General features: G+C 38.2%; 13 protein-coding genes. 2 read left to right on the forward strand and 11 right to left on the reverse strand.

Annotated features, from left to right (window positions below; genetic code table 11):
• Window positions 1-964 precede the first annotated feature (964 nt).
• Both htpG and adk read left to right on the forward strand, forming a co-directional pair.
• On the forward strand, window positions 965-2,926 hold the full coding sequence (gene htpG / locus CXF79_RS07005; RefSeq protein ID WP_101154475.1) for a molecular chaperone HtpG: 1,962 nt from the start codon (window positions 965-967) through the stop codon (window positions 2,924-2,926).
• Window positions 2,927-3,180: 254 nt separating this feature from the next.
• Window positions 3,181-3,825 (forward strand): adenylate kinase, encoded by a 645-nt coding sequence (adk, locus tag CXF79_RS07010; RefSeq protein WP_011044648.1) that lies wholly within the window; start codon window positions 3,181-3,183, stop codon window positions 3,823-3,825.
• Between the two features lie 68 nt (window positions 3,826-3,893).
• Here the strand turns inward: adk and CXF79_RS07015 are convergent, their stop codons facing one another.
• The 11 genes from CXF79_RS07015 to hisG all read right to left on the reverse strand — a co-directional run bounded on the left by CXF79_RS07015 (window position 3,894) and on the right by hisG (window position 13,377).
• Window positions 3,894-4,373 carry a GNAT family N-acetyltransferase gene (locus tag CXF79_RS07015; RefSeq protein ID WP_011044647.1) on the reverse strand — a complete coding sequence of 160 codons (480 nt, stop codon included), beginning with the start codon at window positions 4,371-4,373 and terminating at the stop codon, window positions 3,894-3,896.
• 13 nt (window positions 4,374-4,386) lie between these two features.
• Entirely contained in the window at window positions 4,387-4,683 is a 297-nt protein-coding gene (locus CXF79_RS07020) for a DUF6559 family protein (RefSeq protein WP_101154476.1), read from the reverse strand.
• A 135-nt stretch (window positions 4,684-4,818) separates the two neighbouring features.
• Window positions 4,819-5,709, reverse strand: coding sequence for a hypothetical protein (locus CXF79_RS07025; protein WP_011044645.1), 891 nt, complete (start codon window positions 5,707-5,709; stop codon window positions 4,819-4,821).
• 127 nt (window positions 5,710-5,836) lie between these two features.
• The gene (gene hisIE, locus CXF79_RS07030; protein WP_101154477.1) at window positions 5,837-6,457 is read right to left on the reverse strand and encodes a bifunctional phosphoribosyl-AMP cyclohydrolase/phosphoribosyl-ATP diphosphatase HisIE; all 621 of its coding nucleotides are present in this window, start codon (window positions 6,455-6,457) and stop codon (window positions 5,837-5,839) included.
• Entirely contained in the window at window positions 6,451-7,227 is a 777-nt protein-coding gene (hisF, locus tag CXF79_RS07035; RefSeq protein ID WP_101154478.1) for an imidazole glycerol phosphate synthase subunit HisF, read from the reverse strand. The genes hisIE and hisF overlap by 7 nt, the downstream gene beginning before the upstream one ends.
• Window positions 7,227-8,012 (reverse strand): 1-(5-phosphoribosyl)-5-[(5-phosphoribosylamino)methylideneamino]imidazole-4-carboxamide isomerase, encoded by a 786-nt coding sequence (hisA, locus tag CXF79_RS07040; protein ID WP_011044642.1) that lies wholly within the window; start codon window positions 8,010-8,012, stop codon window positions 7,227-7,229. The genes hisF and hisA overlap by 1 nt, the downstream gene beginning before the upstream one ends.
• Complete coding sequence (hisH, locus tag CXF79_RS07045) at window positions 8,009-8,665, reverse strand: imidazole glycerol phosphate synthase subunit HisH (RefSeq protein WP_101156186.1); 657 nt, start codon at window positions 8,663-8,665, stop codon at window positions 8,009-8,011. The genes hisA and hisH overlap by 4 nt, the downstream gene beginning before the upstream one ends.
• Before the next feature lie 11 nt (window positions 8,666-8,676).
• Entirely contained in the window at window positions 8,677-9,762 is a 1,086-nt protein-coding gene (hisB, locus tag CXF79_RS07050; RefSeq protein WP_101154479.1) for a bifunctional histidinol-phosphatase/imidazoleglycerol-phosphate dehydratase HisB, read from the reverse strand.
• A 55-nt stretch (window positions 9,763-9,817) separates the two neighbouring features.
• On the reverse strand, window positions 9,818-10,978 hold the full coding sequence (gene hisC, locus CXF79_RS07055; protein ID WP_232769105.1) for a histidinol-phosphate transaminase: 1,161 nt from the start codon (window positions 10,976-10,978) through the stop codon (window positions 9,818-9,820).
• Between the two features lie 2 nt (window positions 10,979-10,980).
• Complete coding sequence (hisD, locus tag CXF79_RS07060; RefSeq protein ID WP_101154480.1) at window positions 10,981-12,285, reverse strand: histidinol dehydrogenase; 1,305 nt, start codon at window positions 12,283-12,285, stop codon at window positions 10,981-10,983.
• Between the two features lie 189 nt (window positions 12,286-12,474).
• Window positions 12,475-13,377: an ATP phosphoribosyltransferase gene (gene hisG, locus CXF79_RS07065; RefSeq protein WP_101154481.1), complete on the reverse strand. Its 903-nt coding sequence runs from the start codon at window positions 13,375-13,377 to the stop codon at window positions 12,475-12,477.
• Window positions 13,378-13,811: the final 434 nt, after the last annotated feature.

The following is a 13,811-nucleotide window of genomic DNA, read 5'->3' on the forward strand; positions in this document are numbered from 1 at the left end:
TTACGAAAGTAACGGGCTTTTTGCTGTCTGGGATTTAAAAAACGAAGTCCATATGAGCGTAGTACATTGCTAAGCTTCTCTTTAAAGAAACTTGTAGCTTACGCTACGGATTTTTTGCTTTCTGGCATTTGAACAATCCCACAGATAGTGAAGTGAAACGTAGTTACGCCGAGGGTAGCGTGACTTAGGTTAGTTAAGCCCATGTGAGAGTAGGACATTGTTACATTCTATTTAGAGAAGCCTGATTCGAAAGCGTCGGGCTTTTAGCTGTCTGGGATTTAAAAATGTGGCAATGCGTAGTTTGACTCATACTAAAGAAGACCATGTGAGAGTAGGACATTGCTAAAGATCTATTTAAAGAAGTAGAAAATAATTAAGTTGTTTACTTATTACTACTTAAATAAATATATAATTCATAAAGTTGTTTGTAAATAGTTTTAAGCTTTAAAAGGGTATGTTTTATAATGGGTTAGTGTATAGCTTGATTTTTATTTTAGGAATATATATTCATTTTACTTGCTTAGTTATGCTAAATAGTAATAGTATATGAAAAATAAGCTGTTTGTATTACAGACACTATAAGTTAATGTGAGTCGGTTAATAAATTGTGGTTTACTCCCTAAGCAACAAATTAATAACTGCATACTTATTGGTAAACCTGATCTGTCAATCATTTATCGCGAGTATACATTTCCGGAGTAGGGCAACCTACTCCGGTATTTTCTTTCTATCTTGCGTTTCCCTTCCTATCCCAGATGAATACGATTTTTTACTGCTTAGTGAAATAGAAGAATCAATTAATTAATTTTAGCCATGAAGTTGAATTGTCGTTAGTTTATTGCTTTTCTTATTGTCAATTGATGAGCATTTATAGTTATCCCTTGAATTTTCTTTCCTCAGCCCCACATAGTTTCTAACAACTTTTTAAAAGTACATTAATAATTTTTCACCGGAGATATTTTAGATGTCAGAAACTAATCAAGTACAAAATCATGCGTTTGCATCGGACAATGCCAAAATACTACAATTAATGATCCACTCACTATATTCAAATAAAGAAATATTTTTGCGTGAGTTAGTATCTAATGCCGCTGATGCTGCAGACAAGCTGCGCTTTAAAGCATTATCAGATAATACATTGTACGAAAACGATGGTGACCTTCGTGTTCGTGTTAGCTGTGATAAAGAAAATAATACATTAACAATTTCTGACAATGGCATCGGCATGAACGTTGACGAAGTTATTGAGCATTTAGGTACTATCGCAAAATCGGGTACTGCTGAGTTCTTCTCGCAATTGTCAGGTGATCAAGCATCAGACTCACAACTTATCGGTCAATTTGGTGTTGGTTTTTACTCTGCATTTATTGTTGCTGATAAAGTAACTGTTCGTACCCGCAAAGCTGGTGATAGCGCAACGGATGGTGTCGAGTGGATTAGTGCTGGTGAAGGTGAATTCACTACGGCTAAGATAGAGAAGACTAATCGCGGTACTGATATCATTCTTCATTTAAAAGAAGATGAATCAGAATACGCTGATGACTGGCGTTTAAAGTCTATTGTTACTAAGTACTCAGATCATATTTCTGTGTCAGTTGAAATGTTAACTGCAGAAGTTCCTGCTGTTGAAGCTGTAGCTGAAGTGACAGATGAAAAAGATAATGTAACAAGACCAGCTGCTGATGCAGTTGATGCTATTCCTGCACTTTGGGAACCTGTTAATAAGGCTACTGCTTTATGGACACGTGAAAAAGCTGATATTACAGATGAAGAGTATAAAGAATTCTACAAGCACGTTTCTCATGACTTTGGTGATCCTTTATTGTGGGAACATAATCGAGTAGAAGGTAAAACAGAATATACTTCTCTTTTATATGTACCGACTAAAGCACCATTTGATATGTACAACCGCGAAAAACAACATGGCTTGAAGTTGTTTGTACAGCGTGTATTTATTATGGATGATGCTGAACAATTCATGCCGACTTACTTACGCTTTGTAAAAGGTCTTTTGGATTCTAACGATTTACCTTTGAACGTTTCTCGTGAGATTTTGCAAGATAACAAGGTTACCCAAGCTATTCGTAAAGGCTGTACCAAACGTGTGCTGAAAATGTTAGAAAAACTTGGTAATAAAGATGCTGATAAGTACCAAGGATTTTGGGATGAATTTGGTCAAGTATTAAAAGAAGGTCCTGCTGAGGATCATGCAAATAAAGAACAAGTTGCTGGGTTATTACGTTTTGCCTCTACTCATGAAGATTCTACTACACAAAATGTATCGTTAGCTTCATATATAGAACGTATGAAAGAAGGTCAGGACAAAATTTATTTTGTTGTTGCTGATAGCTTTGAAGCGGCAAAAAATAGCCCTCATTTAGAAGTTTTCCGTAAGAAGGGCATTGAAGTATTATTAATGTCAGATCGAATTGATGAGTGGTTAGTAAGCCATTTAACAGAGTTTGATGGTAAACAACTGCAATCGGTTACTCGCGGTGGACTTGATCTTGGCGATATGGATGATGCAGAAACAAAAGAAGCTCAAGAGAAACTTGAGAAAGAGTATGATTCTGTTGTTAAACGCATTAAAACGAGTTTAGACGGCAAAGTTAAAGAAGTTAAACTTTCTCATCGCTTAACAGATTCTCCTGCATGTATAGTAGCTGATGATGATGATATGAGTAGCCAAATGGCTAAGCTAATGGCATCGGTTGGTCAAGAGGTACCTGATACATTACCTATCTTTGAGATCAATGGTGAGCATGCACTGGTTAAGCATGTAGCTGATGAGCAAGATGATGATATGTTCAACCAATGGGTTGAAGTATTGTTTGAACAAGCGATGTTGGCTGAACGTGGTAGCTTAAAAGATCCAGCGAGCTTTGTTTCACGCTTGAATAAGTTAATGCTAAGTCTTACTAAGTAAAATATGCAATCTAAACGTAATATTTAGCTAGTACTTTAGTCTTAAAAAGGAGGGTTTCATGCATGAAACACCTCCTTTTTTGATCAATCGACCCTTTCACCACTTGTTTGCACATAGCCTAACTTGTATAGTGTCAGCGACTTTATTGTAAAGACAAGAAATATTACCTTTGTTCGATCAAATGAATATTTATGCTATCGAGCAAAGGTAATATTTACTTCCACACTTCAACCATCAATTTAAGGTTACATAATATGCGCATTGTTTTATTGGGTGCTCCAGGCGCTGGTAAAGGCACACAAGCACAGTTCTTAATGGCTAAATTTGGTATTCCACAGATCTCAACAGGCGATATGCTACGTGCTGCTATTAAAGCAGGATCGGAGCTAGGTAACAAAGCCAAAGCCGTAATGGATGCTGGTCAATTAGTTTCTGACGATTTAATCATCGGATTAGTTAAAGAGCGAGTAGCTCAAGAAGATTGTAAAGCTGGTTTTTTACTTGATGGCTTTCCTCGCACAATACCACAAGCAGATGCAATGAAAGAAAGTGGTATTGTTGTTGACCATGTTCTTGAATTTGATGTACCAGATGAAGTCATTGTTGAACGTATGGCTGGCCGTCGTGTACATTCTGGCTCAGGTCGTGTTTATCACCTTGTTTATAACCCACCAAAGGTTGAAGGCAAAGATGATGTAAGTGGTGACGATTTATCCATTCGTCCAGATGATGAAGAAGCGACAGTGCGTAAGCGTTTAGCTATTTACCACGAGCAAACTAAGCCATTGGTAGATTTCTATCAAGCAGAAGCTAAATCAGGTAGCTGTAGTTATTTAACTATTGATGGCACACAAGCCGTTGAAAAAGTTAACCAATTATTATCAGCTCAACTGGCTTAAGTTATAGTCATTTAGTTAATAAAAAAACTCGCGTAAGCGAGTTTTTTTGTTTCTATGATCGCTAGTTATTAGCTAGACAGTCGAATCATAGCAATATGCGGTATGTCGTCTTCTAGGTACATTTCTGATACCTGAGTGAATCCGTGTTGCTGGTAATAGGCTTTTAAATGTTGTTGTGCTGAAATCTTAATATTTTCATTGGGAAAATGTTGCTGACACCGCGTTATAGCTTCTGTCATCAACTGATGACCTAAACCACCCCCCCTTGCTTGAGTTGCCGTTACGACTCGGCCAATACTGACATGATCAGGGTAACTTTGTCCTCTTGGTAAAATACGTAGATATGCCACAAGCTGATCTTCTTGATAACCCAATAGATGTAGTGTTTGAGAATGTCTATCTAGTAAGTCTTTATCACTATCTAAGTCGGGATAAAAACAGGTTTGCTCAACAACAAAAATATCAATACGTAGTTTTAGCACATCATATAATTGGTCAAGAGAGAGCTCTGTGAATTTTTTAGTTTGCCAAGTAGTTTTTATTGTCATAATTATTAAAAGTTTAAATGTTTAGAAGTTTCAGGTAACCATAATACCTACGGTCACTAAGGTAGTCCTTGATTTCTTGTTTGTACTTTCTCATACATAACTCAGGAAATTCAGTAGCAGTAACTTTATTTAATGCACACGAATCAAGAAAGAGTAGGTAACCAAGTGGCAAGTAGTTCGGATTGAAGTTACATTGATAAATAGTCGCTCTGACTTGACTGGCATTATAAAAAGTTTGTTCGCCATAACGTTTTTGCAGCTTAGGTAATAGTTGATTGCCATACTTTTTTATTGCCATCCGCTTTAACATCGCTAGTCCTTAGCTGTTACTTATTATGCTGTAATATGAATACCACTCATTATTCTTGTAAACAATGCTTAGGTTCATTAAATAACTTTATTTGCCAGCATGGTACTACATGTCGAGAATGAATTCGATAAATACTCAGGGGTTAATAATGATGACTTTCTTGGTATCAACAAAAAAGCCTGCTTGTTGATACGCTTTAACAATAGCACCACGTGAGCGGAGTATTTTAAGGCCTTTATTTATAGCAATAAAAGCTTCCTGCCCTTTAGGGTGTATTTTACTAATAACAAAATGACGAGAATCTTTAAGTACAACACCAATATTTTTAACTGGCACTAAATGTACTTTATCCATAATAAAGCTTTGGTCTGGGGTCGAGTTAAATGGCATTAGTATGAAATCGATCCATTCTATATTCACCATACGTACCATAGATAACCAGGAATCATCCCTGGTGAGTTTTTTAAGGGGCAACTGCTCAAGAGTATGCCAGTCAGTGCTCCATTTAGGCGTTGACACAGCGGTAAGATCGTTAAGATCAGTCAGTTTTTTTACCGAGAGTGTTTTTTTATTATGAGGGCTAGTGTATATGCCAGCAACGTACTCACCATTTCTGATAACTTCGTCAGAAATATAAAGCTTGTCGGAGAGAGGGAGTGCATCTTGTTGCCAGTAGGAATCAAAACTAATCAGTAATTGGCCATTTTGTAACATCTTAGTGTTACGAAAGTTAACCTTACCAGGTGCATAAGTGAAACTATGCTTAAAGCCACCAAGCTTGAGGGCTCGCTGAGCAATAATCATGTCGACGACATCACGACGGATGTTTTTGCCGGAGAAGTTATCTATTAAGCTAATATCTCTATCATCTACAAACTTTAGATAGTCAATGTAGACATCGTCTCGAATATAGACAAGAACACTATCTGTTTTAGCATGCACAAATTGTGTGATGAAAAATAGTGCAAAGAGGAGTAGTGCTTTAAGGGGGAACGCTGGATATGAGCGATAAAATGAGTTTTCCATAAGCGAACGCCATCTAATTAAAACCTACTTCACTGGTGTTAGAATAAAAGCATCCCTGTTTTATAAAGATAACAAGGATGCTAGTAATTAGCAAAGTAGCTTAAACGTTCATTAACAGAGTTGGGGACTACTTGTTATGACGTGTTTGCAACACTTCCATAACCTCACTGAGTTCTATTTTTTGATCAGCGAGTAATACCAGGGTGTGATAGAACAAATCTGCACATTCCCCCAGTAAGTCTTCTTTGGTTTCAGCGACAGCAGCAAGTGCTACTTCAACACCTTCTTCACCTACTTTTTGAGCCATTTTAGTAGTACCGCGAGAGAATAAATGAGCAGTGTAACTCTCTTTAGGATCATCATCTTTGCGTTGTTGAATGACTTGCTCAAGTTGGCTAAGAAAGTTTTGTTGAGTAAGCTTTTGCTCAGGGAAACAAGATTCGGTTCCTAGGTGACAACTTGGACCAATGGGTTCACAAGCAATAAGTAAACTATCGTTGTCGCAATCAGTTAACACTTGTTTCACTTCTAGGAAGTTGCCAGAAGTTTCACCTTTAACCCATAGTGCTTGTTTTGAGCGGCTAAAGAACGTTGCCTTTCCCGTTGTTAGGGTTGCTTGTAAAGAGGCTTGGTTCATATAACCTTGCATTAAAATTGCACCTGTAGCGGCATGCTGAATAATTGCAGGAATAAGATTATCCATTTTCTGCCATGCCAAATCATTTATATTATCTTTAGTTACTAACATGGTCTTACCTCAATATTTTGTTCTTTTAAGTAGATTTTTAAATCTTTAATCGGAATGATACCTTTATGGAAAACAGATGCAGCGAGTGCACCATCAACATCGGCTTGTTGATAAACATCACTAAAATGTTCAATAGTTCCAGCACCACCAGAAGCGATTAAAGGCACACTACATTTTGCTCTTGCTTGTTTTAACTGCTCAATATCGTAACCTTGACGAACACCATCTTGGTTCATGCAATTTAGTACAATTTCGCCAGCACCTAAGCTAACCACTTTTTCAATCCAGTCGAATGTGTTCCAACCTGTTTGTTGAGTGCGCTTTTCATCACCAGTAAATTGATAGACCTGATATTCATCAGTCTCTTTGTTATAAAAGCTATCAACGCCGACGATAATGCATTGCTGACCAAACACATCCGCTAAACGTGTGATTAAGTCAGGATCTCGCAATGCAGGGGAGTTGATACTGATTTTATCAGCACCCATCATTAATATTTCTTTGGCGTCGTTTTCGCTTTTTATACCACCAGCAACACAGAAAGGAATATCAATTACTTCTGCGATACGGCTTACCCAGCTTTTATCAACTACACGGCCGTCGCTACTTGCGGTAATATCATAAAAAACTAATTCGTCAGCACCCGCTTCAGCATATTGTTTTGCTAAAGGCACGATATCGCCAATGATTTCATGATTACGAAATTGTACACCTTTCACTACCTTGCCATCACGAACATCAAGACAAGGAATTATTCGTTTGGCTAACATTATTTATCACCTGTATTACTTGAGGTATTACTTTCAGCGTTGTTTGCTGAGGTCTTTGGCCAACAAGCAATTGCTTCTTCAAGCGTGAATTTTCCTTCTAACAATGAACGACCTAAAATAACGCCACTTACGCCAGTTGGTATCAAAGCCTTAATATCAGCTAAGCTACCAATACCGCCTGAAGCTTGCCAATCAATATCAGGATATTTAGCACAAACCTCAGAGTATAAATCAACATTGGTGCCTGTTAACGTACCGTCTTTACTAATGTCAGTACATAGTACGTGCTTGATACCAGCATCTTGGTATTGCGCAAGTAAATCTTCTAGGTTCACACCGCTATCTTCAATCCAGCCATGTGTCGGTAATGTTTTATTGCCCTGTGCGTCAATTTTAATGTCTAGCGCTAATACAATTTTTTCACAGCCGTAGGTTTTTACCCATTGTGTTACGAGTTCAGGTTGCTTGATAGCTAAACTGCCAATAACAACGCGATCTGCACCAAGCGCTAATAATTGTTTTACGTCATCTTCACAACGTACACCACCACCTACTTGAATAATCATAGAAGGGTGGTTAACGACTGTTTTTAAGGTTTTTAGTTGACGTTTAGTGCTGTCTTTAGCACCATCTAAATCAACAAAATGCATAACAGTAGCACCTGATTCAGCATAGGCTTGTTGACGGTCTTGTACCGTATATTGGTAATTCGTTTTTTGAGCGTAATCGCCTTGGTATAAACGAACAACTTCACCACCGATAAGGTCAATTGCTGGGATCATCATAAGTTTACAAGCTCCTGATTAAGTTCTGTAGAGTCTAACTCGAGAAAGTTTTGAATTATTTTACTGCCTAATGCACTAGAGCGTTCAGGGTGAAATTGACAACCGATAAAGTTATCTTTCGCAATAGCAGCAGAAAAAGTACTGCCGTACTCACAACTGGCGATGGTGTATTCACTGATTGGCGCTGCGAAGCTATGCACAAAATAAAAGTAATCGCCTTCAGATATTCCCTTAAAAATAGGATGATTGCTTACTTGAGTGAGCGTATTCCAGCCCATATGTGGCAATCTATTTCCTTGTGCTTTTAATGGTTCAACGTTTGTTGGGATCAAATTTAAGCAAGGGACTATGTGACTAGTATTGTCATCATTATTACCTTCGGTTGAAGACTCAGTCATTAACTGCATGCCTAAACAAAAGCCAAGTACAGGCTGAGTTAACCCTTGCAAAGCAGCCTCTAAATTTTTAGCTTTAATGTTTTTCATGGCATGCTTAGCGCTACCAACACCTGGGAATATAACTTTTTCAGCTTGTTGGATTATCGTTATATCATCAGTGATAGTAACCTCAAAGCCAAGTCTCTCAACGGCAAACTTAACAGATGATAAATTAGCACAGCCGGTATCTACAATGACATTTTTTGCTGAAGTCATTACCTTTGTCATTATAAGGTACCCTTTGAACTTGGCATTGCATCCCCATCAACCTTGATGGCTTGACCTAATGCGCGACCAAAAACTTTAAATAAGCTCTCAACTTGGTGATGACAATTACCTTTACTCGTTGATAAGTGTAATGTTATTAACATTGAATCAGCAAGGGAGCGGAAAAAATGAGGCACCATTTGTGTAGACATGGTACCGACATTGGCACTGGTGAAATCAGCATCAAATTCTAACCATGGACGACCAGAAAGGTCGATAGCACATTCAGCACGACATTCATCCATAGGTATTGTAAAACCAAAACGATTAATACCGCGTTTATTGCCTAATGCTTGTTTAAGAGCTTGCCCTAAAGCTAGTGCAGTATCTTCAACACTGTGGTGTTCATCAATATGATAATCCCCACTAACGTGACACTGTAAGCTAAAGCCGCCGTGAGTAGATATTTGATCTAACATGTGGTCAAAAAAACCTAAACCAGTATCTATACTGCTTTCACCTGCTTTATCTAAGTTAACGGTAACCGTAATATCTGTTTCTTTGGTTGTACGCGTAACAGTGGCTATCCTTGGTTGCTCTAACTGAGTAATTATCTGCTCACTCACTTGCGCCCAATTTAATGTCTCGGGGTCATATTTGATGCCAACGATGCCCATGTTAGCGGCAAGTCCCATATCTGTTTCTCTATCGCCAATAACAAAAGAGTTAGCGAAATCTACACGACCTTGTTGCAGGTACTCACTCACTAAACCAAGTTTAGGTTTACGGCAATTACAATTGTCTTCATCAAAGTGAGGGCAAAGTAATACATCTTGAAAATGTACACCTTGAGAGCTAAAGAAGTCCATCATCTTGTTGTGAGGTAAATCAAAGTCTGCTTGTGGAAAGCTGTTTGTTCCTAGCCCATCTTGATTTGAAACCATCACTAGTTTGAAACCTTTCGCTTGCAACTTTAATAACTCTGCAATGACATTAGGTTCGAATACAAGTTTTTCCAAAGTATCAAGCTGCTTATCGATAGCTGGCTCTTCCACTAAAGTACCGTCACGGTCGATAAATAATATTTTCTCTTGTGTATTACTCATAAAATGCTCTTCATTATGTTTGTTACGCCACACCTATAATGTAGCATTACGTTACTTATAGTGTTTCTAATAGCTGTTTTAGCTGCGCGATTTCGTCTTCACTGCCAATACTTATTCGTAGGCAATTCTCAAGCTGTTGTTGCTTAGACTGATCACGAATTAAGATGTTATGTTCTACTAAGAGGTTAAATACTTTGTTTTTTTCATCGATATTATTACAACGAAACAGTACAAAGTTAGCATTGCTATCAAAAACATCGCTACACCACTTTTGTTGCTTCAGCCATTCACTCAACTGTTCACGTAAACTATTGGCAGAAATTACTCTGGCTTGCATAACGTCTAAATCATTCGTTAATACTTTGCTGGCAATTTCAGCAACAGGTGCTGCGATAGGGTAAGGCGCAATAACCTTACTAAGTAGTGTGATGACTGCTTTACTCGATAAGGTAAAACCACAGCGTAATCCTGCTAAGGCAAAAGCTTTTGATAAGGTTCTTAGTATAATCACGTTATCATATTGGCTAATTAATTTAATATTTACTTGCTCAGCACCCAATTCTTTATTGGTATATTCATAATAGGCTTCATCTACAACAACCATAGCGCTGTCTTTAAAGATCTCAATAGCGGCTTTAATTTGTGCTGATGATAAGGTGTTACCTGTAGGGTTTCCTGGCGAGCATAAAAAGACAACTTTTGCTTTTCCTACTTGTTGCTTCAATCCTTCAAGGTCTAGCTGGCATTTTGCTTCTGGCGTATTCACTAATGGTACGCTAATAATACCAGCACCGTGATTTTCTGCGCTGATAGCATACATACCATAAGTTGGTGGGCAGATAAGGACGCTATCTTGATAAGCACGGCAAAAACTACGAATAATTAATTCAATACCTTCATCTGCGCCGCGAGTTGCCAGTATATTATCAACAGGCAAGTTACAATAATTACTATAAGCTTTTAATAGTGCTTGCGGTTGAAAATCAGGGTAACGATTAATATTCTCGCTGTTTAATTGATACTGACCTTGACCGGGCGCTTCATTAGCATTCAACCAAGTTCTGCTATTGGCTTGCTCATTATCACCGCTGGCAAAAAGACGTCTAGCAGATTGATAAGGAACCATATCGACTAACTCTTCTCTTGCTAACTTATCTATCAAGCTGTCAGTTGTTAAGGTAATACTTTCTGATGCGTCATTTACTGGCGAGGTCATAACTAACTACCTTCTTCTAGACGAATTGTTACCGCGCGCTGGTGTGCATCTAACCCTTCAGCATTCGTTAACTCAATAATGCATTCAGCTAAACTTTGTAAACCCGCTTTTGTTATTTCTTGTACAGTAAAGCGACGAGAGAAGTCCGCTAACGATAAGCTTGAAATAACTTTTGAGTAACCATAGGTTGGTAAAACATGGTTAGTACCACTGGCGTAATCACCCGCAGATTCTGGCGTATAAGCACCGACGAATATCGAACCTGCATTTCGTAATTTACTGAGTAATGTTGGAGCATCTTCTGTTTGAATTATTAAGTGTTCAGGTCCGTATTCATTTGATACTTCAACAGCCTGCGCTAAATCTTTAGTCAGAATTAAGCGAGATTGCTTTAACGCTTGTTCTGCAATTTTACAGCGAGATAATAAGGTAAGTTGCTGCGCTATTTCAGTTGATACTTTTGAGATTAAAGACTCACTATCACTGAGTAGTATTACTTGGCTATCTACACCGTGCTCTGCTTGGGATAATAAGTCAGCCGCGATAAAGGCTGGATTTGCTTGCCCATCAGCGATAACTAATACTTCAGAAGGGCCTGCTGGCATATCAATGGCGAAACCTGCGACTTGCTGTGATAACTGAGTTTTAGCTTCAGTAACATAACGATTTCCAGGTCCAAATACTTTATTTACCGCTGGAATTGTTTCTGTGCCGTAAGCGAGTGCCGCAATGGCTTGTGCACCACCAACGGTATATATTTCTGTAATACCACAAAGATCGGCAGCTACTAATATTTCATCAGCTAATTGGCCATTTTTATCCGGAGGACAAACAAGCACGGTACGTTGACAGCCAGTAAGTTGTGCAGGTACGCCTAACATTAAAACCGTAGAAGGCAATGGAGCAGAGCCAGCAGGAATGTATAAACCAACACTTTCAATAGCTTCCGTTTTTAACGTGCATTTAACGCCAGGCGTTGTTTCAACGGTAATGTCAGAAGCTGTTTGCGCGCTATGAAATGACTTTATCTGCTTGTAAGCGGTGTGAATAGCTTTTAAGCGTTTATCTGTTAATGCTAATTTGGCTTGGGCAACTTGCGCTGAGCTTACGGATAATGTGCTAAGTGCGATACCGTCAAACTGCTCAGTTAACGCAAGAATAGCTTTATCACCTTGATTTTTAACTTGCGATAAGATGTTAGCAACTTGCGTTGATAATAAAGCGCTGTCGGCAATAGCCGGTCGAGCAAGGGCACTATTTTTTTGTTGCGGTGAAAGCTCTTGCCAATTGATAAGTTGATTTATCATAATTATATCTCGGTATTAATATTTTCAATATTCAATGTAATTGTCTGAGAAACTAAGCTAAATAAATGTGACTTCAGCAAAGCTGTCAAGTTGTGAGTTGCCTGAGCTTAGCTTCTTTACTCGGTATTGCTAAGTGATGGCAACGAACAACGCAGACAATGCCGCTGAAGTTTCAAGTATACTGCTTATTTAGCCCATCATCTTCTCAATTGGCATCACTAGGATAGAGTGACAACCTAAAGCTTTTAATTGTTCCATGGTTTCCCAAAAGAATGTCTCTGTTGCGACTACGTGTACAGCGACCATATTGTCACGCTCAGCAAGTGGTAAAATAGTTGGTGTTTCTGTGCCAGGCATTAATTTGCTGACTTCAGCTATCTTATCTTTTGGCGCGTGTAGCATAATGTATTTGCTTTCTTTCGCTTTCATTACGCCATGAACACGTGGCAATAATGTATCTAAAATGGCTTGTTTTTCTTCACACAATGGGTCAGCTCGTTGAATCAGTGATGCTTTTGAACGGAAAACTTCAGCCACTTCTTTTAAGCCATTAGCTTCAAGTGTTGCGCCAGTAGAAACTAAATCACAAATACCGTCAGCTAAGCCAACGCGAGGTGCTACTTCAACTGAGCCTTTTAACAAACAAAACTCTACATTAATGCCGTTAGCTATAGCAAAACGATTTAATAATTGTGGGTAAGTTGTGGCAAAACGTAGGCCGTCTAAACACGCTAAACCTGTGTATTCAAATTCTTCAGGCATTGCAATTGAAAAGCGACATCCGCCAAAATCTAAAGAGGTAGTGCGAATGTACTCAGACTTATTACCTTTCAATTGACGATCTAATTCTTCTTCTTCGAGTGTGTTATCACCAACGATGCCTAAATCACAAACTCCGTCCATAACTAAACCTGGAATATCGCTACTGCGGACACGCATAATATCAATAGGCATATTGCTTACATGAGCTAATAATCTTCTATCACTCAAATTTAGCTTTAATCCACAAAGCTTAAGTAGTTTTTGGGTGTCTTCACTTAGGCGTCCTGATTTTTGCATGGCAATGCGTAAACGTGGCTCTGATGTGCTCATAATGTTAATTCCTATCGTTTTTAATCTTAAAATTCGTCATGTATATACAATTTATTATTCGCCAAAATGCGAAAACCCCCGAGAGAGTCGTGACTCTTTCGGGGGTTTAGCAATTACAATTACTTCTATTAAGAGGATGTATTATGCTTTTTTAAACCACTGAAAGGCCAGTTGCCCTTCAGTAATTTACTTATTAAGTAAACCTGAATGGGCTAGTTGTAGTGATGGTGATGATGTCGGCGATTCAGGTTAATAATCATGGTTAAAAAGTCTCTAATAGTAGGTCATTTGCTGTTAACTTGATGGTAATCTAAAATTAAGTTAGCAGGTAGAAAAATAATTTGTTTTGATGCTGTTTACACTACTGTGTAATTAAGATGCCTGCAAGTAATAAATAAGGGTTTTTTATTATGATTTGTTATATGAATCATACT

The sequence above is a fragment of the Colwellia sp. Bg11-28 genome, from assembly GCF_002836245.1.
In the GTDB taxonomy this organism is placed as follows: domain Bacteria; phylum Pseudomonadota; class Gammaproteobacteria; order Enterobacterales; family Alteromonadaceae; genus Colwellia; species Colwellia psychrerythraea_A.

Bases quoted from the DNA above. Each gene is read 5' to 3' on its own strand.
- hisC (WP_232769105.1), bottom strand. From the start codon at position 10,978: ATGACCTCGCCAGTAAATGACGCATCAGAAAGTATTACCTTAACAACT.
- htpG (WP_101154475.1), top strand. From the start codon at position 965: ATGTCAGAAACTAATCAAGTACAAAATCATGCGTTTGCATCGGACAAT.
- hisF (WP_101154478.1), bottom strand. From the start codon at position 7,227: ATGTTAGCCAAACGAATAATTCCTTGTCTTGATGTTCGTGATGGCAAG.
- hisIE (WP_101154477.1), bottom strand. From the start codon at position 6,457: ATGTTAGTAACTAAAGATAATATAAATGATTTGGCATGGCAGAAAATG.
- hisH (WP_101156186.1), bottom strand. From the start codon at position 8,665: ATGACTTCAGCAAAAAATGTCATTGTAGATACCGGCTGTGCTAATTTA.
- CXF79_RS07025 (WP_011044645.1), bottom strand. From the start codon at position 5,709: ATGGAAAACTCATTTTATCGCTCATATCCAGCGTTCCCCCTTAAAGCA.
- hisB (WP_101154479.1), bottom strand. From the start codon at position 9,762: ATGAGTAATACACAAGAGAAAATATTATTTATCGACCGTGACGGTACT.
- hisG (WP_101154481.1), bottom strand. From the start codon at position 13,377: ATGAGCACATCAGAGCCACGTTTACGCATTGCCATGCAAAAATCAGGA.
- hisA (WP_011044642.1), bottom strand. From the start codon at position 8,012: ATGATGATCCCAGCAATTGACCTTATCGGTGGTGAAGTTGTTCGTTTA.
- CXF79_RS07020 (WP_101154476.1), bottom strand. From the start codon at position 4,683: ATGTTAAAGCGGATGGCAATAAAAAAGTATGGCAATCAACTATTACCT.
- hisD (WP_101154480.1), bottom strand. From the start codon at position 12,285: ATGATAAATCAACTTATCAATTGGCAAGAGCTTTCACCGCAACAAAAA.
- adk (WP_011044648.1), top strand. From the start codon at position 3,181: ATGCGCATTGTTTTATTGGGTGCTCCAGGCGCTGGTAAAGGCACACAA.
- CXF79_RS07015 (WP_011044647.1), bottom strand. From the start codon at position 4,373: ATGACAATAAAAACTACTTGGCAAACTAAAAAATTCACAGAGCTCTCT.